25 protein-coding genes are annotated in these 23,493 nt (G+C 64.2%); 19 read left to right on the top strand and 6 right to left on the bottom strand.

Annotation, left to right across the window (positions count from 1 at the left end; translation table 11 throughout):
- Window positions 1-187 precede the first annotated feature (187 nt).
- From AC0L3K_RS36095 to AC0L3K_RS36080, 4 genes are all read left to right on the top strand, one after another.
- Entirely contained in the window at window positions 188-574 is a 387-nt protein-coding gene (locus tag AC0L3K_RS36095) for a nuclear transport factor 2-like protein (protein WP_007599406.1), read from the top strand.
- A gap of 38 nt (window positions 575-612) precedes the next feature.
- Window positions 613-2,403 (top strand): acyl-CoA dehydrogenase C-terminal domain-containing protein, encoded by a 1,791-nt coding sequence (locus AC0L3K_RS36090; RefSeq protein WP_354200532.1) that lies wholly within the window; start codon window positions 613-615, stop codon window positions 2,401-2,403.
- A gap of 69 nt (window positions 2,404-2,472) precedes the next feature.
- Complete coding sequence (locus tag AC0L3K_RS36085) at window positions 2,473-3,681, top strand: acetyl-CoA C-acetyltransferase (protein WP_219684760.1); 1,209 nt, start codon at window positions 2,473-2,475, stop codon at window positions 3,679-3,681.
- Window positions 3,682-3,700: 19 nt separating this feature from the next.
- Window positions 3,701-5,914 carry an FAD-dependent oxidoreductase gene (locus AC0L3K_RS36080; protein ID WP_473367833.1) on the top strand — a complete coding sequence of 738 codons (2,214 nt, stop codon included), beginning with the start codon at window positions 3,701-3,703 and terminating at the stop codon, window positions 5,912-5,914.
- A gap of 70 nt (window positions 5,915-5,984) precedes the next feature.
- Here the strand turns inward: AC0L3K_RS36080 and gstA are convergent, their stop codons facing one another.
- Window positions 5,985-6,599, bottom strand: a complete 615-nt coding sequence (gene gstA / locus AC0L3K_RS36075) for a glutathione transferase GstA (RefSeq protein ID WP_354200530.1) — start codon at window positions 6,597-6,599, stop codon at window positions 5,985-5,987.
- Between the two features lie 126 nt (window positions 6,600-6,725).
- On the opposite strand from gstA, the gene AC0L3K_RS36070 reads away from it, so the two are divergent.
- The 3 genes from AC0L3K_RS36070 (at window position 6,726) to AC0L3K_RS36060 (ending at window position 9,375) form a co-directional block, all read left to right on the top strand.
- Window positions 6,726-7,220, top strand: coding sequence for a MarR family winged helix-turn-helix transcriptional regulator (locus tag AC0L3K_RS36070; protein ID WP_007599417.1), 495 nt, complete (start codon window positions 6,726-6,728; stop codon window positions 7,218-7,220).
- Between the two features lie 99 nt (window positions 7,221-7,319).
- Window positions 7,320-8,690 (top strand): glutamate--cysteine ligase, encoded by a 1,371-nt coding sequence (locus AC0L3K_RS36065; RefSeq protein ID WP_007605054.1) that lies wholly within the window; start codon window positions 7,320-7,322, stop codon window positions 8,688-8,690.
- A 112-nt stretch (window positions 8,691-8,802) separates the two neighbouring features.
- The gene (locus tag AC0L3K_RS36060) at window positions 8,803-9,375 is read left to right on the top strand and encodes a PAN domain-containing protein (RefSeq protein WP_354200529.1); all 573 of its coding nucleotides are present in this window, start codon (window positions 8,803-8,805) and stop codon (window positions 9,373-9,375) included.
- Between the two features lies 1 nt (window position 9,376).
- Here the strand turns inward: AC0L3K_RS36060 and AC0L3K_RS36055 are convergent, their stop codons facing one another.
- From AC0L3K_RS36055 to tldD, 3 genes are read right to left on the bottom strand one after another with little or no spacing between them, the layout of a single operon-like run.
- Complete coding sequence (locus AC0L3K_RS36055; protein ID WP_473256175.1) at window positions 9,377-9,943, bottom strand: nucleotidyltransferase family protein; 567 nt, start codon at window positions 9,941-9,943, stop codon at window positions 9,377-9,379.
- A gap of 54 nt (window positions 9,944-9,997) precedes the next feature.
- Complete coding sequence (gene lepB, locus AC0L3K_RS36050) at window positions 9,998-10,774, bottom strand: signal peptidase I (RefSeq protein WP_473367832.1); 777 nt, start codon at window positions 10,772-10,774, stop codon at window positions 9,998-10,000.
- Window positions 10,771-12,198, bottom strand: coding sequence for a metalloprotease TldD (gene tldD / locus AC0L3K_RS36045; protein ID WP_007599424.1), 1,428 nt, complete (start codon window positions 12,196-12,198; stop codon window positions 10,771-10,773). The genes lepB and tldD overlap by 4 nt, the downstream gene beginning before the upstream one ends.
- Window positions 12,199-12,347: 149 nt before the next feature.
- Between tldD and AC0L3K_RS36040 the strand changes: the two genes are divergently transcribed.
- The gene (locus AC0L3K_RS36040; RefSeq protein ID WP_007599426.1) at window positions 12,348-12,572 is read left to right on the top strand and encodes a DUF433 domain-containing protein; all 225 of its coding nucleotides are present in this window, start codon (window positions 12,348-12,350) and stop codon (window positions 12,570-12,572) included.
- Window positions 12,573-12,576: 4 nt separating this feature from the next.
- Window positions 12,577-12,900 carry a DUF5615 family PIN-like protein gene (locus AC0L3K_RS36035; RefSeq protein ID WP_354159993.1) on the top strand — a complete coding sequence of 108 codons (324 nt, stop codon included), beginning with the start codon at window positions 12,577-12,579 and terminating at the stop codon, window positions 12,898-12,900.
- An 11-nt stretch (window positions 12,901-12,911) separates the two neighbouring features.
- Here AC0L3K_RS36035 and AC0L3K_RS36030 read toward each other — a convergent pair whose 3' ends face one another.
- The gene (locus AC0L3K_RS36030) at window positions 12,912-13,457 is read right to left on the bottom strand and encodes an invasion associated locus B family protein (RefSeq protein WP_007599430.1); all 546 of its coding nucleotides are present in this window, start codon (window positions 13,455-13,457) and stop codon (window positions 12,912-12,914) included.
- A 448-nt stretch (window positions 13,458-13,905) separates the two neighbouring features.
- On the opposite strand from AC0L3K_RS36030, the gene coxB reads away from it, so the two are divergent.
- The 9 genes from coxB to AC0L3K_RS35985 all read left to right on the top strand — a co-directional run bounded on the left by coxB (window position 13,906) and on the right by AC0L3K_RS35985 (window position 21,199).
- On the top strand, window positions 13,906-14,745 hold the full coding sequence (gene coxB / locus AC0L3K_RS36025) for a cytochrome c oxidase subunit II (RefSeq protein ID WP_007599432.1): 840 nt from the start codon (window positions 13,906-13,908) through the stop codon (window positions 14,743-14,745).
- Between the two features lie 87 nt (window positions 14,746-14,832).
- Entirely contained in the window at window positions 14,833-16,458 is a 1,626-nt protein-coding gene (ctaD, locus tag AC0L3K_RS36020; RefSeq protein ID WP_007605061.1) for a cytochrome c oxidase subunit I, read from the top strand.
- A gap of 60 nt (window positions 16,459-16,518) precedes the next feature.
- A complete protein-coding gene (locus AC0L3K_RS36015) occupies window positions 16,519-17,463 on the top strand; it encodes a heme o synthase (protein WP_219684755.1) in 945 nt (314 codons plus the stop codon).
- Complete coding sequence (locus tag AC0L3K_RS36010) at window positions 17,460-17,636, top strand: hypothetical protein (protein ID WP_007599435.1); 177 nt, start codon at window positions 17,460-17,462, stop codon at window positions 17,634-17,636. Before AC0L3K_RS36015 ends, AC0L3K_RS36010 begins: the two co-directional genes overlap by 4 nt.
- A 5-nt stretch (window positions 17,637-17,641) precedes the next feature.
- Complete coding sequence (locus AC0L3K_RS36005; protein ID WP_473367831.1) at window positions 17,642-18,292, top strand: cytochrome c oxidase assembly protein; 651 nt, start codon at window positions 17,642-17,644, stop codon at window positions 18,290-18,292.
- Between the two features lie 78 nt (window positions 18,293-18,370).
- Entirely contained in the window at window positions 18,371-19,267 is an 897-nt protein-coding gene (locus AC0L3K_RS36000; protein ID WP_007599437.1) for a cytochrome c oxidase subunit 3, read from the top strand.
- Window positions 19,268-19,366: 99 nt separating this feature from the next.
- Window positions 19,367-19,768: a DUF983 domain-containing protein gene (locus AC0L3K_RS35995; RefSeq protein ID WP_007599438.1), complete on the top strand. Its 402-nt coding sequence runs from the start codon at window positions 19,367-19,369 to the stop codon at window positions 19,766-19,768.
- Window positions 19,765-20,517, top strand: a complete 753-nt coding sequence (locus AC0L3K_RS35990; RefSeq protein ID WP_354200523.1) for an SURF1 family protein — start codon at window positions 19,765-19,767, stop codon at window positions 20,515-20,517. Before AC0L3K_RS35995 ends, AC0L3K_RS35990 begins: the two co-directional genes overlap by 4 nt.
- 316 nt (window positions 20,518-20,833) lie before the next feature.
- The gene (locus AC0L3K_RS35985) at window positions 20,834-21,199 is read left to right on the top strand and encodes a nuclear transport factor 2 family protein (protein ID WP_007599441.1); all 366 of its coding nucleotides are present in this window, start codon (window positions 20,834-20,836) and stop codon (window positions 21,197-21,199) included.
- Window positions 21,200-21,293: 94 nt separating this feature from the next.
- On the opposite strand, the gene AC0L3K_RS35980 is transcribed toward AC0L3K_RS35985, so the two are convergent.
- On the bottom strand, window positions 21,294-22,634 hold the full coding sequence (locus AC0L3K_RS35980; RefSeq protein ID WP_473367830.1) for a histidine kinase: 1,341 nt from the start codon (window positions 22,632-22,634) through the stop codon (window positions 21,294-21,296).
- A gap of 85 nt (window positions 22,635-22,719) precedes the next feature.
- Here AC0L3K_RS35980 and AC0L3K_RS35975 point away from each other — a divergent pair, with 85 nt between their 5' ends.
- Complete coding sequence (locus AC0L3K_RS35975; protein ID WP_007599443.1) at window positions 22,720-23,364, top strand: response regulator transcription factor; 645 nt, start codon at window positions 22,720-22,722, stop codon at window positions 23,362-23,364.
- Window positions 23,365-23,493 lie beyond the last annotated feature (129 nt).

Genomic DNA, 23,493 nt, shown 5'->3' with positions numbered 1-23,493 from the left:
GTCCTCCTGTTCTTAACCAATTGGCTTGACTTTATGCGCATTGGCGCATATGCGTCAATGTGCATATGAGGTGATCAAAGAACGAGGGCAAACACCGCCCCGAAAACCCCAATGGAATCAACCTTCGCGCTACTGTGCATGGGGTTGTTTTCGCGTTTTTTGCCGAAGCCTTTAGGGAGGCAGCTGAATGACCGGCCTCGAGTCCTGGTACGGCTACATGAAGTCGCATGACCGGGCAGCGCTCTGGGACCTGCTCCATCCCGACGCGATCTTCGAAAGCCCCGTCGTGCACGCGCCGCAGCGCGGCCGCGACATCACCTTCAAATATCTGGCCAGCGCCGAGAAGGTGCTTGGCGGTCCCGGCTTCATTTATGTCGGCGAATGGAAGAGTGAGAGCGGCGCCGTGCTCGAATTCAAGACCATCATCGACGGCATCGAGATCAACGGCGTCGACATCATCAGTTTCGACGGCGAGGGACGCATCACGCATTTCAAGGTGATGGTGCGGCCGCTCAAGGCCATCAACATGCTGCATCGCCTGATGGCGGAGCAGTTGGCCGCCGCTCAATCCTAAGCCAGCATCATCACTTCAAGGCCTGCCGGGAGACCACCATGCCGATCTACAAAGCCCCCGTCGAAGACGTGAACTTCCTGCTCAACGACGTCTTCCAGATCGACCGCTACGACAATCTGGCCGGCTTCTCCGATGCGTCGAGCGACGTGCGTGAAGCCATTCTCGGCGAAGCCGCCAAGCTCGCCGAAGAGGTGCTGCAGCCGCTCAACCGCGTCGGCGATCTCGAAGGTTGCAAGCGCGCCGATGACGGCAGCGTCACCACGCCAAAGGGTTTCAAGGAGGCGTTCAAGCAGGTCGCCGAGGGCGGCTGGCTCGGCCTGTCGGCGCCGACCGAGTTCGGCGGCCAGGGTCTGCCGGTGACGCTCTCCCAGGCGGTCAACGAATTCCAGATCTCCGCCAACATGGCGTTCTCGATGTATGGCGGCCTCACCATGGGCGCGACCGCGGCGTTGATCGTCCACGGCACGCCGGAGCAGAAGCAGACCTACGTGCCGAAGATGGTGGCCGGCGAGTGGACCGGCACCATGAACCTGACCGAGCCGCATTGCGGCACCGACCTCGGCATGCTCCGCACCAAGGCGGTGCGGCAGGCCGACGGCAGCTTCAAGATCACGGGCACCAAGATCTTCATTTCGGCCGGCGAGCATGACCTCGCGCCCAACATCATCCACCTCGTGCTGGCCCGTATCGAGGGCGCGCCCGCCGGCATCAAGGGCGTGTCGCTGTTCGTGGTGCCGAAATTCATGGTCAATGCCGACGGTTCGGTGGGGCAGCGCAACGGCGTCGTCTGCGGCTCGATCGAGCACAAGATGGGCATTCACGGCAATTCCACCTGCGTGATGAATTACGACAACGCCGTGGGCTGGCTGATCGGCGAAGAGAACAAGGGCATGCAGGGCATGTTCGTGATGATGAACGAGGCCCGCCTCGGCGTCGCCGTGCAGGGTCTCGCACAGTCGGAAGTGGCCTATCAGAACGCGGTCGCCTATGCCCGGGATCGCATCCAGGGCCGTTCGCTCACCGGTGCCAAGGCGCCGGACAAGCCGGCCGATCCGATCATCGTCCATCCCGACGTGCGTCGCACGCTGCTGTCGATCCGCTCCTTCAACGAGGCCGCGCGCGCCTTCGTGATGTGGACCGCGCTGAAGAGCGACGTCGCCCATCGCTCCGAGGATCCCAAGGACCGCCAGGCCGCCGACGATCACATGGGCCTGATGACGCCCGTCCTGAAAGGCTTTCTCACCGATTACGGCTTCGCCAACGCGGTGCAGGCGCAGCAGATGTATGGCGGCCACGGCTACATCGCCGAGCAGGGCATGGAGCAGTTCGTGCGCGATGCCCGCATCGCCATGATCTACGAAGGCGCCAACGGCATCCAGGCGCTCGACCTCGTCGGCCGCAAGCTGCCGCGCGATGGCGGCCGCGCCATCATGGCGTTCTTCGGCGAGGTCATGGCCTTCGCCAAGGAGAACGGCGGCGACGAGGCGATGAAGTCCTTCATCACCCCGCTCTCGGCTTCGCTCGGCCATCTCCAGCAGGCCACGACGTGGCTGATGCAGAACGCGATGGCGAAGCCCGACAATGCCGGAGCCGCCGCGACCGATTACCTGAATCTCTTCGGTTTCGTCGCGCTCGGCTACATGTGGGCGAAGATGGCGAAGGTGACGCAGGCCAAGATTGCCGAGAGCGGGACGACGCCCTATCTCTCGACCAAGCTCGTCACCGGCCGCTTCTTCATGGAGCGGATGCTGCCGGAGACCGCGGCCAATCTCGCGCGCATCCAGGCCGGCTCCGCCACCATCATGGAACTGCCGGCAGAAGCGTTCTGAGGATTTTGCCCCACCAATAATAGCGACCGCGCGGCGGTCGCGACCAATAACTGCAATCAGGAGGCTCCCATGGCAGATGCCTATATTTACGACCACGTCCGCACCCCGCGCGGCCGCGGCAAGGCGGACGGCGCGCTGCACGAAGTCACCGCGCTCGCGCTCGCGACCGTGCCGCTCAAGGCGCTCAAGGACCGCAACAACCTGCCGGAAGATTCCGTCGATGACGTCATTCTCGGCGTAGTCGATCCGGTCGGCGAAGCCGGCTCCGACATTGCGCGCTTTGCCGCGCTGAAGGCGGGCCTCGGCGAAGCGGTGCCGGGCGTGCAGATCAGCCGCTTCTGCGCCTCCGGCCTCGATGCCGTGAATTTTGCCGCAGCCCAGGTGATGAGCGGCCAGCACGAACTCGTGATCGGCGGCGGCGCCGAATCGATGAGCCGCGTCGGCATCGGCGCCTCCGGCGGCGCCTGGCCGATGGACCCGTCGATGGCAGTGCCGGCCTATTTCATGCCGCAGGGTATCTCGGCCGATCTGATCGCGACCAAATACGGCTTCTCGCGCGACGATGTCGACGCCTATGCGGTGCAGAGCCAGCAGCGTGCGGCGAAGTCCTGGGATGAAGGCCGCTTCGACAAGTCTGTCGTCCCGGTAAAGGACATCAACGGCCTCACGATCCTCGCCAAGGACGAGCATATGCGTCCTTCGACGACGATGCAGTCACTGGCGCAGCTGCAGCCGGCGTTCACGATGATGGCACAGATGGGCGGCTTCGATGGCGTCGCGGTGCAGTCGCATCCGGAAATCGAACGCGTCAATTACGTGCACCACGCCGGCAATTCGTCGGGCATCGTCGATGGCGCCGGCGCTGTCCTGCTCGGCAGCAAGGAAGCGGCCAGCAAATACGGCCTGAAGCCGCGTGCAAGAATCCGCGCATTCGCCAATATCGGCTCCGAACCCGCGATGATGCTGACGGGCCCGGTCGATGTCACCGAAAAGCTGTTTGCGCGCTCCGGCATGAAGAAGTCGGACATCGACCTGTTCGAGCTCAACGAAGCGTTCGCTTCCGTCGTGCTGCGCTACATCCAGGCCTTCGACATCGACAACGCCAAGATCAACGTCAATGGCGGTGCGATCGCGCTCGGCCATCCGCTTGGCGCGACCGGTGCGATGATCCTCGGCACCGTGCTCGACGAGCTCGAGCGCACCAACAAGGCGACCGCGCTGGTGACGCTGTGCATCGGCGGCGGCATGGGCACTGCCACCATCATCGAACGCGTCTAAGGGTAGGGGAGCAACCAGCATGGCTTACAAGAACTTCAAGGTTGAGACCGATTCCGACGGCATCGCGCTTGTCACCTGGGACATCCCGGGCCGTTCGATGAACGTGCTCGACGAGACCTCCACCAGCGAGCTCGACGCGATCGTCAAGGCGACCACGGCGGATGCCGCGGTAAAGGGCGTCGTCATCACCTCCGCAAAGGAAGCGTTCTGCGCGGGTGCCGATCTTTCCATGCTCGAAGGCATGAACCAGGCCTACGCAAAGGTCTTCAAGGAGCAGGGCGAGACGGCGGCGAACCAGATGCTGTTCGAGCAGAGCCGGCGCTTCTCGCAGGTGCTGCGCTCGATCGAGACCTCCGGCAAGCCGTGGGCGGCGGCGATCAACGGTCTCGCGCTCGGCGGCGGTTTCGAGATCACGCTGTGCTGCCACTATCGCGTGGCGGCGGAGAATCCCAAGACGCGGCTTGGCCTGCCCGAGGTCAAGGTCGGCCTCTTCCCGGGCGCTGGCGGCCCGCAGCGCGTGCCGCGCCTGGTGCCGCCGCAGGACGCGATGACGATCCTGCTCAAGGGCGATCCGGTCACGGTCGAGAAAGCCAAGGCGCTGAATCTGATCCACGCCATCGTTCCCGCCGCCGACCTCGTCAAGTCGGCAAAGGACTGGATCAAGGGCGGCGGCAAGGCCGTCGCGCCCTGGGACGAGAAGGGCTTCAAGCTGCCGGGCGGCCCGGTGTTCTCCAAGGCCGGCATGATGATGTTCCCGGCCGGCAACGCGATCTACCGCCGCGAGACCTACGACAATTATCCGGCCGCACGCGCGATCATGAGCTGCGTCTATGAGGGTCTGCAGCTGCCGATCGACGCCGCGCTACGCGTCGAGTCGCGCTACTTCACCTCGGTGCTGCGCTCGAAGGAAGCGGCCGCGATGATCCGCAGCCTGTTCCTGTCGATGCAGGAGCTCAATAAGGGTGCGCGCCGTCCGAAGGATGTGCCGCCGACCAAGGTGAAGAAGATCGCCGTGATCGGCGCCGGCTTCATGGGTGCGAGCGTCGGCTATGTCTCGGCCCGTGCCGGTCTCGACGTCGTCCTGATCGATCGCGACCAGGAGAGCGCCGACAAGGGCAAGGCGCATGCGCAAAAGGTGATCGAGGAGCAGATCAAGAAGGGCCGCGCCAAGCCCGGCGACGCAGAAGCCCTGCTCGCGCGCATCACGCCGACCGCGGACTATTCCGCACTGAAGGACGTCGATCTCGTCATCGAGGCCGTGTTCGAAGACCGCAAGGTCAAGGCTGATACCTTTGCCAAGGCGCAGGAGCATATGAAGCCGGACGTGATCTTCGCGTCCAACACCTCGACGCTTCCGATCACCTCGCTGGCGGAATCCTTCAAGGACCAGGGCAGGTTCGTCGGCATCCACTTCTTCTCGCCGGTCGAGAAGATGATGCTGGTCGAGATCATCCAGGGCAAGAACACCGGCGATCTCGCGATCGCGACCGCGCTCGACTACGTCCGGCAGATCGGCAAGACGCCGATCGTCGTCAACGACAGCCGCGGCTTCTTCGCCAATCGCTGCGTCGGCCGCTACGTCGCCGAAGGCAACGAGATGTTCCTCGAGGGCGTGCCGCCCGCGATGATCGAGAACTGCGCCAAGATGGCCGGCATGCCGGTCGGCCCGCTCTCGCTGTCGGACGAGGTCGCGCTCGACCTCGGGCTCAAGATCATGAAGGCGACGGAAGCCGACCTCGGCCCCAACGCCATCAATCCCGATCAGAAGAAGCTGATGGTGGAAATGGTCGAGAAGCAGGGCCGACTGGGCCGCAAGAACAGCAAGGGTTTTTACGACTACCCCGAGAAGGGCAAGGGTCAGAAGAGCCTCTGGCCGGGCCTGTCCGCACTGCAGCCCAAGCAGCTCGATCCTGATACGCTCGACGTCGAGGAGCTGAAGCAGCGCTTCCTGGTGGTGCAGGCGGTGGAGGCCGCGCGCACGGTGGAGGACCACGTCATCACCGATCCGCGCGAGGCGGATGTCGGCTCGATCCTCGGCTTCGGCTTCGCGCCGTTCACCGGCGGCACGCTGTCCTATATCGACTTCATGGGCACGAAGAAGTTCGTCGAGCTCTGTCACAAGCTGGAGGCGAAATACGGCTCGCGCTTTACCCCGCCGAAACTCCTCGAGGAGATGGCCGCGAAGGGAGAAACCTTCTACGGCCGCTTCGCTCCGAACAAGGCGGCGGCGTGATTCTCTGAACCGTAGCCGGGACGAAAATTACGAAAGGCCGGATCTCGATCCGGCCTTTCGCATGGGCGCCTCAGGCAGCCTGAATCAGTCCTTCCTTCTTCATCGCTTCCTGCACCTGCGGCCGCGCCGCGACGCGGGTCTTGTACGCGGCAAGGTTCGGCATCGCCGACAGGTCGAACTTCATCCGGTCGGCCCAGGTCAGCATCGTGAAGAGATAACCGTCGGCCACCGTGAACTGCTTGCCCATGAGGTAGTCGCGGCCGGCGAGCTGGCTGTCGATGTATTTCAGCTTGCCCATGACGCGGTCCTTGAAGAAGGCCTTGGCCTCGTCGTTCAGCGCCGGCGCGAACATCGGGCCGAAGCTCTTGTGGACCTCCGAGGTGAGGAAGTTCAGCCATTCGAGCAGCTTGTAGCGCTCGGCGCTGCCGTGGGCCGGCGCCAGCGCCTTGGCTGAGGCCTGATCGGCGATCATCTGGACAATCACCGGGCCTTCGGTCACGATCTCTCCGCTATCGAGGCCCAGCGCAGGGACCTGGCCCTTGGGGTTCAGCTTCAGATAATCCTCACCGTTTTCGAGCTTCTTGGCCCGGATATCGACCTTGACCAGTTCATAAGGCAGGCCGGCTTCCAGGAGCGCGATATGGGGGGATAGCGAGCAGGCACCGGGCGAATAGTACAATTTCATGGAATTTCCTCCTCTTGTTGCTTGGTTCAGGCGAAAGAACGACTACATGCATCTGCTTGAAATAGTCAAGATTGATGCAGCTGCATCGAATAGGGTAAGAGACGGGCGACGAGCTTGAGCGGGACCATGAAACGCAAACCATCGACCGAGGCGACTTCCGCCTGGATCCGCTTGATGCGGGTGCAGAGCCGTGTGCTCAATTGCGTCGAGCAGGACCTGAAGAAGGCCGGCTTCCCACCGCTGGCATGGTATGACGCGCTGCTCGAACTGTCACGGGCGCCCTCGGGCGAACTCCGGCCGGTCGAACTCGAACGGCAGATGCTGATCCCGCAATATTCGACATCGCGGCTGATCGACCGCCTGGTCGACGAAGGCCTCGCCTCGCGACGTGAATGCAAGATCGACAAGCGTGGCCAGTTCGTGGAGATCACGGAAGCCGGGCGCGAATTGCAGAAGCGGATGTGGGGCGCCTATTCGGCCGCGATCGAGAAATATGTCGGTTCGAAGCTGTCCGATGCGGATGCCGTGAAGCTCAGCGGTCTGCTCGACCGTCTGGGCTGCTCGTGCGGCGAGATGAAACTGCCGCCTGCCCACGTCAACGAAACCACGCCGTTGCGATGATCGCGCGGCAAACCAGCTCGTCCGTGCAGCCGGTGGCTGCGCGGACCATCCCTGTCACCCACGCGCGTTCGATCGAAGCGCTTTTGATTAGAGTCTGATATGGCGCGAGACCAGATCGATATGACGCCGTTGCAATCGCGTGACGAACTCGTCAAGTGGTTCGAGGAAGGCTGCAAGGACCCGTCCGAATTCCGCATGGGCACCGAGCATGAGAAGACGCCGTTCACGCTCGAAGGCCACCGCCCGGTGCCCTATGAGGGCCCGCGCGGTATCGGCGCGCTGCTCGAAGGCATGAAGCTCCTGCTCGGCTGGGAGCCGATCATGGAGAAGGGAAACATCATCGGCCTCTACGACGTCACCGGCGGCGGCGCGATTTCGCTGGAGCCCGGTGGGCAGTTCGAGCTTTCGGGCGCTCCGGTCGAAAACGTGCACCAGACCCAGAGTGAGCTGATGGCGCATCTGGCGCAGGTGCGCGAGATCGCAACGCCGCTCGGCATCGGCTTCCTCGGGCTCGGCATGACGCCGTCCTGGTCGCGCGCCGACATCCCGGTGATGCCCAAGGGCCGCTACAAGATCATGACCAATTACATGCCGAAGGTCGGCCAGTACGGCCTCGACATGATGTACCGGACCTGCACGGTACAGACCAATCTCGACTTCTCCTCCGAAGCCGACATGGTCAAGAAGCTGCGTGTTTCGCTCGCGCTCCAGCCGGTCGCAACCGCCTTGTTCGCCAACTCCCCGTTTACCGAGGGCAAGCCGAACGGCTTTCTCTCCTTCCGGTCCGAGATCTGGCGCGACACCGACAATGCGCGCGCCGGCATGATGCCGTGGGCATTCGAGGACGGCATGGGCTTCGAGCGCTATGTCGATTACGCGCTCGACGTGCCCATGTATTTCGTCAAGCGCGACGAGGATTACATCGACGTCTCCGGCTCCTCGTTCCGCGCCTTCTTCGATGGCCGCAACAACAATCTGCCCGGGGAACGTCCGACGTTGTCGGATTGGGCCAACCATCTTTCGACGATTTTCCCGGAGGTGCGGCTCAAGCGCTATCTCGAGATGCGCGGCTCCGATGGTGGCCCGTGGGGCCGTCTGCCGGCGCTATCAGCGTTCTGGGCCGGGCTGCTCTACGACGATGTCTCGCTGGATGCCGCCTGGGACCTTGTGAAGCACTGGAGCGCGCATGAGCGTCAGGCCCTGCGCGACGACGTGCCGCGCTTCGGCTTCAAGTCGCGGATCAAGGACCGCTATCTGTTCGAGATCGCCAAGGAATGCCTCGTTCTGGCACATGCCGGCTTGCGCCGGCGCGGCCGGATCGACCAGCTCGGCCGCGACGAGACCAGGCATCTGGAGCCGCTCGATCGCATCATCGATTCCGGCCGCACGCCGGCTGAGGAGATGCTCGACAAGTTCAAGGGTCCTTGGAACGGCTCGGTGGAACCAGCCTACGCGGAATACGCGTTCTAGGACACAAGACGAGCGGTCGGGAGCTGAGCCGTTCATCGCCCGTACAGGTTTGCGGCGATCAAATGGCCGGCTGAAAAACCCGAGCGTCGTCAATAACTCGAAAGCTGTTCCGATGGGGAAGGGCCGCCTGGCCGTCATGGCACGCGTCCTGGCAAGCGTCGCGGCCTGCGCCGCGCTGCTTTCGCTCGCGTTTTCGAGCTGGCCTGCGCGCGCCCAGACGGCGTTCGACCGGCCCGGCGGAGACTATTTCAGCACCCCGGTCACGTCGGGCGATCCGGAGGATTGCGCGCTGCTGTGCGAGCGCGACCGCCGGTGCCGCTCGTGGAGCTTCAGCTATCCGGACGTCGAAGGCGGCTCGGCCGTGTGCTGGCTGAAGAACACGGTGCCTGCGCGCGTGCCGGGAAGCTGCTGCATCTCCGGTGTGCGGGGCGCCGGCGTGATCGAGCCACGCGTCGAAGGCGTGGAGACCTCGATCGACCGCCCCGGCGGCGATTTGCGCAATTTCGAGATGAAGGACGGCGAAGGCGAAGAAGCCTGCAAGGCCGCCTGCACCGCCGACAACAAATGCCGCGCCTTCACCTATGCCCGCCCCGGCTACACCGGACGCGAAGCGCGCTGCTTCCTGAAAAAGGAAATCAAACCGCCGCGGCGGAAGGCGGGATTCACGTCGGGCGTGGTGCGGTAGCTCACTCTGCCGCGATCACCGTGATCTCGGGCCACAGCGTCTTCCAGCGTGCCGCCTTCGCCGCGTAATTGGCGGCGGAAAAATTCGGCGCCCGATTGGGTCGCACGATCAGCTTCGCGACGTCGTCGAATCCGTGAGGCGCGTAGACCTCGAAATCCCCTCCGGCAGGGCGGATGCCCACCTGCGTATTCTCCGTGAGGAAGCGGTCGATACCGTCGGTCGCGCGCATCAAGGGTGGATAGGGCAGACCGTGCTTGCCGGGATACCAAAGGTGCACGCGTGCCTGGTTGCGGATTTCGACCTTGGGGCCGAGATGCGCGAGCTGCGCGTGCAGCTTGCGGATCACCGCATCTTCCGCCTCCCATGAGGTGTCGGAATCGAAATAGAACACGTCGTAATCGGCGATGCCGTGATCGATCGGGCGGCCCGTGAGCACGTTCCATACCGTCTGAACCAGGCAGCCCGCGACGAGCCACGCATCCGGCAGCGCGAGGCGATGGATTTCATCGAGGATCGCTGCGTTCAACGGATTTCGCAGGGCGAGAGCCAGAAATTCGTCGCGGACCATCACTGTAGCGCTCCCTCTCCCGCATGCAGGAGAGAGGTGAAGACATTCCGGCCTTCAATGCACGGCGGTGAAAAACCGCGCCAGGCGAAATCCGGACAGCCAGGTCCACACCGGCTGGCCCCGGATGCCGAGATCCCAGGATCCGAGCACGGCATCCGCGCGGCCGACCAGATTGTCGATCGGCAACATGCCGACGCCGCCGGAGCGCAGGGGCACGCGGCTGTCGGCGGAGTTGTCGCGGTTGTCGCCGAGCACGAAGAGATGGCCCGCCGGCACCGTCACTTCCTGAGTGTTGTCGAGCGGACCGTTGTCGCGCATCTTGAAGATCAGGTGCGAGACGCCGTTCGGCAGCGTCTCGACATAGCGATAGGCGGGTTCGCTGCCGCCATTGTCGTCCTCGGCGGCGCCGACGCCGTCCGGCTTCAGTTCGGCGGGGCGGTCGTTGACGAAGAGCTGGCCCTGGCGCAGCTGGATGCGGTCGCCGGGCAGGCCCACGACGCGCTTGACCCAGGCCTGCGAGCGATCGCCGGGCCAGCGGAAGACCACGACGTCGCCCTGCTTCGGCGTCTCCGCGAACACGCGACCGCTCTCGGGCAGGTTGATCTGGATCGGCAGCGACGAGGTGCCGTAGCCGTAGGGGAATTTCGAGGCGATCAAGGCGTCGCCGATCAACAGCGTCGGCTCCATCGAGCCCGACGGCACGTAGAACGGCTCGGCCAGCGCACCCTTGGCGATGAACACCGCCGCGACGATGCCCGCGAGCTGCACGAGCTGGCCTGCCCAGCCGCTGCCCTTCCGCTTGGTGGTGACAGTTATCTTCTCGACGCTCATCCGCCTGTTCCACCCACCGTAATGCGTTCCATCAACAGCGACGGCTGGCCGACGCCGACCGGCACGCCCTGACCGTTCTTGCCGCAGGTGCCGATGCCGGTATCCAGCGCGAGGTCGTTGCCGATCATGCGGATGCGACGCAAATCGGTCGGCCCGTTGCCGATCAGCATGGCGCCCTTCAAGGGCGCACCGATCTTGCCGTTCTCGATCTTGTAGGCCTCGGTGCACTGAAACACGTATTTGCCCGAGGTGATGTCGACCTGACCGCCGCCGAAATTCGCGGCGAAGACGCCGTTCTTCACCGACGCGAGGATCTCGGCCGGATCGCGGTCGCCCGCGAGCATGTAGGTATTGGTCATGCGCGGCATCGGCACATGGGCATAGCCCTGGCGGCGCCCGTTGCCGGTCGGCTTCATATTCATCAGGCGCGCGTTCTGGCGGTCCTGCATATAGCCGACCAGGACGCCGTCCTCGATCAGCACGGTGCGGTTGGTCGGCGTGCCCTCGTCGTCGATCGACAGCGAGCCGCGGCGCGAGGCAATGGTGCCGTCGTCGACCACGGTCACGCCCTTGGCCGCGACCTGCTGGCCCATCAGGCCGGCAAACGCCGACGTCTTCTTGCGGTTGAAGTCACCTTCGAGGCCATGACCGACCGCCTCATGCAGCATCACGCCGGGCCAGCCGGCCCCGAGCACGACATCCATCTCGCCGGCGGGGGCGGGAATCGATTCCAGATTGACGAGGGCCTCGCGCAGCGCGCCGTCGGCGGCGTCGCGCCAGGACTTAGCTTCGATGAATTCGGCGTAGCCGGCGCGGCCGCCATAACCTTTGCTGCCGCTCTCCTGGCGGTCGCCCTGACCGGCGACGACGGAGACGTTGACGCGCACGAGCGGGCGGATGTCGCGATAGCTCTCGCCGTCGGGCCGCAGGATCTCGACCACCTGCCAGGTCGCGCCCAGGCTGACGCTGACCTGCCGCACCCGCGGATCCTTGTCGCGCAGATAGGCGTCGATCTCGGCGAGCAGCTTGACCTTGGTCTCGAAGCCGGGGGCATCGAGCGGATTGTCGTCACTGTAAAGCCGCACGTTGGTATGTGCTGGAGGCGCGGCGAAGTTGCCGGAATAACCACCGCGCACGGCCGCGACCGCGTCCGCGGCGCGAATCAGCGCCGGCAGCGAGACGTCGGAGGAATGCGCGTAGCCGACCGCGTCGTCCTTGACGGCGCGCAGGCCAAAACCCTGCGAGGTGTCGTAGGTCGCCTGCTTCAGCCGCCCATTGTCGAACATCAGCGCTTCGGTCTGGCTGTATTCCAGGAACAATTCGCCGTCGTCGGCACCGGCAAGCCCGCGCGCGAGCTCGTTGCGAACCTGATCGCGGTCGAGATTGGCGCGGTCGAGCAGGGAGGTTGTGGCAGGGTTGGTCATGCGTCCGTCCATTATCGGGGGATGTGAGGCAAGATAATGGTTTCCCGGCAGTTCCGCGAGGGGCTTGGCCGTCACATTACGGAAACGATAGGATTGGCACGGGAGTAAGGGGCCCTGACGCGGATGCCGATCGGTGCTATGCTAGTTTCATGAATTACCGAGATATCATCTCGATTGAACCTGGCAAACGCGGTGGGCGACCCTGCATCCGCCACATGCGGATCGCTGTGGCAGATGTGCTCGGCTGGCTGGCTGCTGGCCAGACCCACGCTCAAATCCTCGACGACTTCCCCGAACTGACCGAGGACGATATCCGCGCTTGCCTGGCCTATGCCGCCGACCGCGAGAGGCGATTGGTGACCGCACCGATATGAGGCGCTGTTCGATCAGAACCTCAGCTTCAAACTTTGCCAGATGATCGACGACCTTTTTCCGGATTCGAGTCACGTCCGGTCTCATGGTCTGTCCGAAGTCGCCGACGGTGCGCTTTGGGAGTTTGCGAAGGCAAATGGTTTCGCGATTGTGACCCAGGACGTCGATTTTGCCGAGCTGGCGGGCCTGTTGGGCTCTCCACCCAAAGTGATTTGGCTTCGGGCGGGCAATCAAACGACCGCGACGATTGCGGCTCTGCTTCGCCGGCACGCGCGGACGATTGAGTCTTTCGAGAGCGATGACAGCACTGCCTGCCTTGAGATTTATTAGGCCGTTAGAGCCTATGGCAGCTTGTCATATCCCTCGCCGAGCCCGTTCAGGCTGAGCGGGAAGCCGATGCCTTCTTCCGGGGTCTCGAAGATGATGAAGGTCGCGGTCTTGGCGGTGCGGAGCTGGCCGAGCAGCTTGTCGTCCATGACGACTTCGGCGACGCAGCCATTGGGCAGGCAGCGGACAAAGCCGGCACGGCCGACATCCTGGTTGTCGAGTTTGAGGCCGAGGCCGGAGGGCAGGAGAACGCCGAGGGGGGCGACGACCCGCATCAGGCGGCTCTTCTGGTCGGCGGTCTTGAGGACGATTACGGTCAGGCCGGCGTTGGAGCGGTCTTCGGCCACCACGCTCTGGATCAGGGCGCATTGCTCGGACTGGGCGCCCGGCGGGGTGTCGCAGCGGATCTGCCAGTCGCCATGGACGGAGCGCACCGCGCCCTGCGCATGGGCGAGGCCCGGAAGCGCCAGGACGACGACCGCCGCCAGCAGGGCAGCCAGCATCGTGAGGCCGCCAGCCTGGCTTTTAGCCCGCCTTGCCATGGATCTCGAAAACCCCATCGGGTCGGTCCCTCTGCTCGCCTGGGTCGCTCGCACCCGGCGGACTGATACGGGAATGACGGCGTCTTGAAGGCGATTCGCAAGCAAATTCCACGCCGCCCCGGCCGTCGTCGCCCGCACGAATCAGGTTCCTGTGCGGCTGTCCGCCAGTGCCTACCGCGGGCAATTCCGCTGTCAAGCTGCAGCATCCCGGGAAATGGTATTTTTGTCTGATGTTACTAGGAAATATCTTGCGGGTGATGGCTGACAGACGAGGCTCAAGACTGCATTGCGATAGATCAAGAATTATGGTTTGAGAGGCTTGATTTCGGCGTTCTAGCGATCTGGCCCCAATTCCTCTTAGAGGTATTCTTGCGCGGCGGTTTGTCAGACGGGGGGATCGAATAAAGCGTTTCCCGAAAATAGGGGAATGCACTTGGGGTGATTTCGTTAGGGGAGCGCGAACGGCATGAAGATGTCGATGGGCCCGGTGGGCCGGCACTTGCTGGGATTGGCCGTAGCGGGTCTGACGCTGGCGACGGGCGGTGCGGCATTTGCCGAGCTCGGGCAACCGGCTGCGTGGGAGTGGACGCTGCAGCAGTCCGGGTCCCCGGTGATGGACAACATCGTCTGGTTTCACAATTTCCTGTTCGTGCTGATCACGCTGATCACGCTGTTCGTTCTGGCGCTGCTCGTGATCGTGGTCGTGAAGTTCAACGCGCGAGCCAATCCGGTGCCGTCGCGGACCACGCACAACACGCTGATCGAGGTGGCGTGGACGCTCGTTCCGGTGCTGATTCTGGTCGGTATCTCGGTGCCGTCGTTCCGGCTCCTGTTCCTCGAGCTCGACGTGCCGAAGGCGGATCTGACCATCAAGGCGACCGGCAAGCAGTGGTACTGGTCCTACGCCTATCCTGATAACGGCAAGTTCGAGTTCGACTCGCTGATGGCCCAGGACAAGCAGCCCCGCCTGCTCGGCGTCGACAATGAGATGGTGGTGCCCGTCAACAAGGTGGTCCGGGTTCAGGTGACCGGGGCCGACGTGATTCATGCCTTTGCGCTGCCGTCCTTCGGCGTCAAGATCGACGCCATTCCGGGCCGGCTCAACGAGACCTGGTTCAAGGCCACCAAGACCGGCATGTTCTACGGCCAGTGCTCGGAATTGTGCGGCAAGGACCACGCCTTCATGCCGATCGCCATCCGCGTGGTGAGCGACCAGGAGTTCGCCTCCTGGGTCGAGACGGCGAAGAAGAAGTACGCGAGCGGCGGCACCAGCACCTACGCCTCCACGGCCGGCCCGACGCAGTGAGCGCCGGGCGAAGGGTTCGAGGAAACTGAAAGCGACATAAGGCGGGACCTCCAGAGGTCCGATCGGGACGCAAGGCAGGATTAGAAAATGGCAACGAGCGCAGCGGCACACGGCGATCACGCGCAAGACCACGGACATGACGAGCACGCCCATCCGACCGGATGGCGGCGCTACGTCTATTCGACCAACCACAAGGACATCGGCACGATGTACCTGATCTTCGCGGTCATCGCCGGCGTCATCGGCGCCGCGATGTCGATCGCGATCCGTGCCGAGCTGATGTATCCGGGCGTGCAGATCTTCCACGAGACGCACACCTACAATGTGTTCGTGACCTCCCACGGTCTGATCATGATCTTCTTCATGGTCATGCCTGCGATGATCGGCGGCTTCGGCAACTGGTTCGTGCCGCTGATGATCGGCGCGCCCGACATGGCGTTCCCGCGCATGAACAACATCTCGTTCTGGCTGCTGCCGGCCTCGTTCGCGCTGCTGCTGATGTCGACCTTCGTCGAGGGCGAGCCGGGCGCCAACGGCGTCGGCGCCGGCTGGACCATGTACGCGCCGCTGTCGAGCTCGGGCCATCCGGGCCCGGCCGTCGATTTCGCGATCCTGTCGCTGCATCTGGCGGGCGCCTCCTCGATCCTCGGCGCCATCAACTTCATCACCACCATCTTCAACATGCGCGCGCCGGGCATGACCCTGCACAAGATGCCGCTGTTCGTGTGGTCGATCCTGGTGACGGTGTTCCTGCTGCTGTTGTCGCTGCCGGTGCTCGCCGGTGCGATCACGATGCTGCTCACCGACCGCAATTTCGGCACGACGTTCTTCAACCCCGAAGGCGGCGGCGATCCCGTGCTGTTCCAGCATCTGTTCTGGTTCTTCGGTCACCCCGAAGTGTACATCCTGATCCTGCCCGCCTTCGGCATGGTCAGCCAGATCGTCTCGACCTTCTCGCGCAAGCCCGTGTTCGGCTATCTCGGCATGGCCTACGCCATGGTCGCGATCGGCGGCATCGGCTTCGTGGTGTGGGCGCACCACATGTACACGGTCGGCATGTCCTCGGCGACGCAGGCCTATTTCGTCGCCGCCACGATGGTCATCGCGGTCCCGACCGGCGTGAAGATCTTCTCGTGGATCGCCACGATGTGGGGCGGCTCGATCGAGTTCCGCGCGCCGATGATCTGGGCGGTGGGATTCATCTTCCTGTTCACCGTCGGCGGCGTCACCGGCGTGGTGCTGGCGAATGCCGGCGTAGACCGCGTGCTCCAGGAGACCTACTACGTCGTCGCGCACTTCCATTACGTGTTGTCGCTCGGTGCGGTGTTCGGTATCTTCGCCGGCTGGTACTACTGGTTCCCGAAGATGTCGGGCTACATGTACAATGAAGGGCTCGCCAAGGCGCACTTCTGGGTCACCTTCATCGGCGTGAACCTGGTGTTCTTCCCGCAGCACTTCCTCGGGCTGTCGGGCATGCCGCGCCGCTATGTCGATTATCCCGACGCGTTCGCGGGCTGGAATCTGGTCTCGTCGGTCGGCTCTTACATCTCCGGCTTCGGCGTGCTGATCTTCCTCTACTGCGTGATCGACGCCTTCGCGAAGAAGGTGCCGGCTGGCGACAATCCGTGGGGTGCAGGTGCGACCACGCTGGAATGGACGCTGCCCTCGCCGCCGCCCTTCCACCAGTTCGAAGTGCTGCCCCGCGTGCAGTAAGCAAATGCTCGCGGCGCCCGTGACGGGCGCCGCGGCTCGACAACCAAGCGAGTCAGTCTAGTGTCCGTCCTCGACCACAACGCCGTCGACATCAATCCCCGCATCTCCGAAGCGGAGGTTGGCGATTACATCGCGCTCCTGAAGCCGCGGGTGATGTCGCTGGTGATCTTCACCGCGCTGGTCGGAATGGCGATGGCACCCGGGCATTTTCACCCGGTGCTGGCCATCACCTCGCTGCTCTGCATCGCCGTCGGCGCCGGCGCGTCCGGCGCGCTCAACATGGCGCTGGAAGGCGACATCGACGCCAAGATGTCGCGCACCGCGAACCGGCCCATTCCGCGCGGCCGCATCACCCGCCCCGAGGCGATGACCTTCGGCATGACGCTCGCCTTCTTCTCGGTGATGACGCTCGGCATCCTGGTCAACTGGATCGCGGGCGCGCTGCTCGCCTTCACCATCTTCTTCTACGTCGTGATCTACACGATCGGTCTGAAGCGCTGGACCGCGCAGAACATCGTGATCGGGGGTGCCGCCGGCGCGCTGCCGCCAGTGGTGGCCTGGGCCGCGGTCACCGGCACGGTCGACGTCGAGCCGCTGCTGCTGTTCGCCATCATCTTCTTCTGGACGCCGCCGCACTTCTGGGCGCTGGCGCTGTTCCGCTCCGACGATTACGCGCGCGCCGGCATTCCGATGCTGCCCAACGTCGCCGGCCCCGACGCAACCCGGCTTCAGATCCTGCTCTATACTATCGTGCTGATCGCGGTCGCTGCTGCGCCCTGGGCGCTTGGTTATTTCGATGCCATCTATGGCATCGTCTCGCTGATCCTCGGCGCCGGCATGCTGGCGTTCGCCGTCAACGTCTACGTGCGTCGCGAGCGTAGCCAATCGCTGCGGGCGACCCGCAAGCTGTTCGCGTTCTCCATCCTTTATCTGTTCGCGCTGTTTGCGACCTTGCTGGCCGAGGTCGTGTTCCGGGCGCTCGCGCCGATGGTAGGGGGCGCATGATCGCAGGAATGGCCGACAAACCCGAGATAGACGGAATCGTCCTCACCGAGGCGCAGAAGAAGAGCCGTCGCCAGCGCTCGATCGCGATCGCACTCGCGCTCGGCGTGCTCGTGGTGCTGTTCTTCGCCGTGACCATGGTCAAGGGGCCGGCCGTGCTCGTCCGGCCGATGTAGGAAACATGGATCAGAAGCCGACCATATCGCGGGATCAGAGCCGGACGGCCGCCAAGGGGCGCAGGCCTGCCAAGGGGCTTGGCCGCGACGTGGTGGTCGCCTCGATCTGCGGCGGCGTGGTCGCGCTGATGGTCGGCGCCTCCTACGCGGCGGTGCCGTTCTACAACTGGTTCTGCCGCGCCACCGGCTTCAACGGCACGACCCAGGTCGCGACCTCGGCGCCGGCCAGCGGTCCGATCGCACGAAAGATCGCGGTGCGCTTCGATTCCAACGTCGCGCCCGGCCTGCCCTGGAAGTTCGAGCCCGAGCAGAGCGAGATCGAGGTCAATATCGGCCAGGTCGTGACCGTCTTCTACACGGTGACCAACCGGGCCGCGCGGACCACCGCAGGCCAGGCCGCCTACAATGTCGCGCCGCTGACGGTCGGATCCTATTTCCAGAAGATCAACTGCTTCTGCTTCACCGAGCAGACCATGGCGCCGGGCGAGAAGCGAGAGATGCCGGTCGTGTTCTACGTCGATCCGTCGATTGCCGACGACCACGAGAACGACGGTCTCAACACGATCACGCTGTCCTACACGTTCTATCCGGTGAAGGATCCGGTGGTGAAGCCGCTCGCGGCCAGCGAAGACGACAAACGCAAGGGAAATCTCTGATCTCCGGGCTCACGCGCCGGGGTTGGACATAAGGGGATAAGTGCCTGACAGGCACGGGATTGAGGAGCGAGACCGCAAATGGCAACGGCGCACACCAAGCATCACGACTACCACCTGGTCGATCCCTCGCCATGGCCCGTCGTCGGCTCCATCTCCGCCTTCATCATGGCGGTCGGCGCGATCACCTGGATGCACCACATGTTCTCGGCTGCGCCGATCATCTTCGGTGTCGGCACCGTCGGTGTGCTCTACACCATGGCGAGCTGGTGGGGCGACGTGATCCGGGAAGCCCAGTACAAGGGTGACCACACCCGCGTCGTGCAGCTGCATCACCGCTACGGCATGATCCTGTTCATCGCTTCGGAGGTGATGTTCTTCGTCGCCTGGTTCTGGGCCTATTTCAACGCGGCGCTATTCCCGGCCGACGCCGTCCACGCCACCCGCGATGCGGTGTTCGGCTGTGGTCTCGGGACTGCGGCCGGCGCCTGCGCCGTGCCGGGCACCTGGCCGCCGCACGGCATCGAGACCTTCGATCCCTGGCATCTGCCGCTCCTCAACACGCTGATCCTGCTCACCTCCGGCACCACGGTGACCTGGGCCCACCATGCGCTGCTCGAGAACGATCGCCAGGGCCTGAAGTATGGCCTGATCCTCACCGTCGTGCTCGGCGCGCTCTTCACCTGCGTGCAGGCCTATGAGTACAGCCACGCGGCATTCTCCTTCGGCGGCAACGTCTACGGCGCGACCTTCTTCATGGCGACCGGCTTCCACGGTTTTCATGTGCTGGTCGGCACCATCTTCCTGCTGGTGTGCCTGTTCCGCGCCTATGCCGGCCACTTCACGCCGACCCAGCATCTCGGCTTCGAGTTCGCCGCCTGGTACTGGCACTTCGTCGACGTGGTCTGGCTGTTCCTGTTCCTCTGCATCTATGTCTGGGGACACGGCGCCGAGACCATGGCCCACGGCGCGCACTGAGCGGGCTGACTTCGGATCGAGAAAGGGCGGCCCCGGGGCCGCCCTTTTGCTTTTCTGCGCGCAGGGGTTTCGGCAGAAACTGTGATAGACCCTGTCATCATGAACAAAGCCGACGACACGTCCGAGTCGCAAGCCACCGTCCTGCAGAGCGCGCTGCGCGGGCTTGCCTGCAAATGCCCGCGCTGCGGCCAGGGCAAGCTCTATGCAGGCTTCCTGACGCTTGCGCCGTCCTGCGAGCATTGCGGCCTCGACTACGCCTTCATCGATTCCGGTGACGGTCCGGCGATCTTCATCATCATGCTGGCCGGTGCGATCGTGGTCGGCTGCGCGCTCGTCGTCGAGGTCAAGTACCAGCCGCCGTATTGGCTGCATGCGGTGCTGTGGCTGCCGCTGATCCTTGCGACCACCCTGCTGCCGTTGCGCGCCATGAAGTCGCTGCTGATCGCGCTGCAATTCCACCATAAGGCGGCACCGGGCCGGCTGGTCGACCGCGCGAAATGAACGAGACCGCGCGCAAGCCCCGCGTGGCCGGCTTCGCGCTGTTCACGCTATTCCTGACTGCGGTCTGCATCGTGCTCGGTATCTGGCAATTGCAGCGCCGCATCGCCAAGCACGAGCTGATCGCCGCACTCACCGAGCGTCTCGCGGAGGCACCGGTCGCTCTGCCGACGCCGGCGCGATGGGCCGCGCTAAGCCCCGCGCGCGATGAATTCCGCCGTGTCAGCTTTACCGCGACCTATGCGCCGTTGCCTGATGCGATGGTCTATTCCCCCGGATCCGCCGTACGCAAGGATGCGTCAGGCCCCGGCACCTGGGCGTTCCTGCCGGCGCGGCTGCCGAGCGGCGAGACGGTGGTGATCGATGCGGGCTTCGTCGAAAATACCATGCAGGATCGCAGCGTCGAGGATCGCGCGGTCAAGAAGCTCGTCACGGGCCAGGCGGTCTCGTTCACCGGCTATCTGCGCTTCCCCGAGGCACCTGGCTGGCTGACCCCGGCGGCGAACCGCGACAAGCGGCTGTGGTTCGTGCGCGATCACGTGGCGATCGCGAGCGCGCTGGGCTGGGGCGCGGTTGCGCCGTTCTATGTCGACCTCGAGCAGCCCGCGCCCGAGAACGGCATTCCGCGGCCGGGGCCGCTCGACGTGCATCTCAAGGACGATCACCTGCAATACGCCATCACCTGGTTCACGCTTGCAGGCGCCGTGCTCATCGCCTTCGCCGTTTGGGCAAGAGGGCGGCGACGGGGCTGAGCTCCGTAGATCCGCATATGACGTCTCGGCGGCGCCAGAGCGAACGCCTCATCCTTCGAGACGACCGCTTCGCGGCCTCCTCAGGATGAGGCTCAGCTGCATCCATCCGCGTTGAAATGCTGCCGCATACTCATCCCTCATCCTGAGGGCCCGCCGCAGGCGGGCGTCTCGAAGGATGGCCGCAGTCGAATATATTTCTTCATATGCGACAGCCCTGCCAGGGAACCCGGTATCGCCCGGGGTTTACCATTCAGCGCACATTCACGAGTGTGGTCCTAAGCCGCCATCGTTTTTCCGCGGCCGACAGGATTGCAGCGTGAGCGATTTCGACCAGATGGGAATTGTCGTCGACTGGGTGGATGCCTGCAGGAAGGGCGACCTCGCGGCGCTCCTCGACCTCTATGCGGACGACGCCCACGTCGAATGCACGTGCAACGGCACGCAGCGCTATCGCGGCCGGAGCGAGCTCGAAGCCTATTGGCAGCCGCGGCTCAGCGCTTTCTCGTCGGTCGGTTTCGGGCTGGAGGAAATCCATCCTGCGCCACACGGCGTCGATCTCGAATATTCCGTCGCCGGCGCGCTACGCTTCCGCGCCTCGTTTTGTTTTAGTCCGGACGGCAAGATCCGCACCACGCTGTGCGAGCCGGCGCGACAGAACGCGCAGCTTGGCTGGGCGTGCTAGAGTTTCCGTCCTGATTAAGTCAGAACCGAACACCAGATTCTGTTTTGACGCGTTTTCTTCACGCGAACTGGTATCCACTTCGCTCGAAAAGGCTCTAGCCGGTGACCGGCGCCTCGCGTGCCGGCTCGGCGGGAAGGCGGCAGCGCACATAAGTCCTGTCGTCCACGCGCAGCAGTGACAGCGATCCGCTGAGTGCGCGCACGCGCTCATGCATGCCGGTCAGGCCGCGGCCGAACACATTACCTTCGGGAAAGCCGCCGCCATCGTCGGAAATCTCGATGACGACCGTCTCCCCGGCGAAGGTCGCCTGCACATGGGCATTGCTGGCGCCGGCATGACGCAGCACGTTGGTCAGCGCCTCCTGAATCACGCGATAGACGGTCTGAGCCAGCGGCCCGCCGATCGCGTTGAGATCCGGATCGATCGTGTCCGTCAGGTCGATAGACGGCGCCTGCTTGCGAAAATTCCGGAGCAGCGTCTGCAGGGTGGTCTCCAGACCCAATTCCTCGATGTAGAGCGGTCGCAACCGGTCGAGGATGCGGCGGTTGGTCTGCTGGAGCGCCTCGACCGATTGCAACACATCCTGCGCCGAACTGCCGGGATTTCCCGCCGGGGGCGAGGCGTCGGCCAATGCGATCGTGCCGGCGCGGATGCTGAACAGCAGCGGGCCGAGTTCGTCGTGCAGTTCGCGCGCGAGATCGCGCCGCTCGTCGTCCTGGAGCGACACCAGGCGGTGCAGCAGGTCGCGATTATCCTGGCTCAATTGCGCCAGCGTTTCGGCCAGCGCATTGGCCTCCTCGCAGCTTTGCCGGATTTCCGGCGGTCCTCTGACCGGGATCGGCGTTGCGTAGTCGCCGCGCCGCATCCGCGTGAGTCCTTCGCCGAGATCTTGCAGCGGGCGCAGGGCCGATCCCGCGAAAACATAGGCAATGGTGCCGGTGAGCACCATCAGCACGGCAACGAGGATGGTCAGCGCGAGAAAGCCGATCCACTTCTCGAACAGGTCAGCCGACAGGTCCGGCAGGAAGACGAGATCGCCGACACGCTGGCCGTCGATCGTCACCGCAGCTGCCGCGTCCATGTCTGGAATGGTGAGCAGGTCGACAAACCATTGCGGTACGCCATGCGGCTTGCGCAGGCCGCCCCTCGCTGAGGACGCTGGACCCGTCTCCACGGCACGGAATTGGATATCGGAGGAGGTGTCCAGAGAATGGACAAAGGCGTCGAGCGTCTGCCGCGGGTTGTTCGAGGTGCGCAGGGTGTTGTTGAGCGCGGCGGCAATGGTCTGAATCGAACGCCGCCCCGGCTCGTTCTCGTCCGCCAATTGGCCGGTCGCGAAGGTTTGGAGCAGCACGCCCCCCATGATCAGCGCGGCGAGGAAGCTCAAGCCGAGCGGGAGAAACAGTTGGGTCCTGAACGAGAAGCGTTGCCACATTAGGTCAATTCTAACGCGCGTCAGGGGATTTTGCTCTTTCCATTTGTTCCCGTCGGTTTATGAGTCGAAAAACTAGAGAATTACAATGCAAGATACTGCCAAGCCGGCGACCCGCGTCCTGATTGTCGACGACCATCCCGTGGTGCTGTCCGGTTGCCGCACCCTGTTCGCCACCGACCATTCGATCCGGATCGACGAGGCGACCGACGCCAAATCCGGGCATCGCGCCTATGTCAGCAAGCGGCCCGACGTCACTGTGATCGACATCAGCCTGCCCGACGTCTCCGGCTTTGAACTGATGCGGCGCATTCGTAAGGACGATCCTGACGCCAAGATCATCATGTTCAGCATGAACGACGATCCGGCCTTCGTGGTGCGGGCGGTCGAGCTTGGGGCGCAGGGCTACGTCTCAAAGGGCGACGATCCCCGGATCCTGCTCAAGGCGGTGCGCAAGGTGGTTGCGGGCGACAATTTCATCTCACCGCAGCTCGCGGAAGCCGTGACGTTTTCCGGCGCGGCGATCAAGGCCAATCCTGCCTCGCAGATGACGCCGCGGGAGCTCGAGATTCTTCGCCTGCTGGGTCGAGGCGACAAGATCGTGGAGGTCGCCGAGGCGCTCGGTATCTCCTACAAGACCGTCGCCAACACCACCTCCCTGCTCAAGCAGAAGCTCGGTGCCAAGAACCATTCCGACCTGATCCGGATCGCGGTGGAAATCGGGATGAACTGACGCCCGGGCGCCGCCCCCCCCGCGGCCAGGGTGGGGGGGGGGGGGGGGGGGGGCCCCGGGGGGCCCCCCCCCCCCCGGGGGGTGGGGGGGGGGGGGGGGGGGGGGGGCGCCGGCCTTTGAATGGGAGGT

The sequence above is a fragment of the Bradyrhizobium sp. MI1.10 genome, assembly GCF_055811035.1.
Note: the sequence above shows the minus strand (reverse complement) of the source record. Positions and strands in the feature narration are given on the sequence as shown.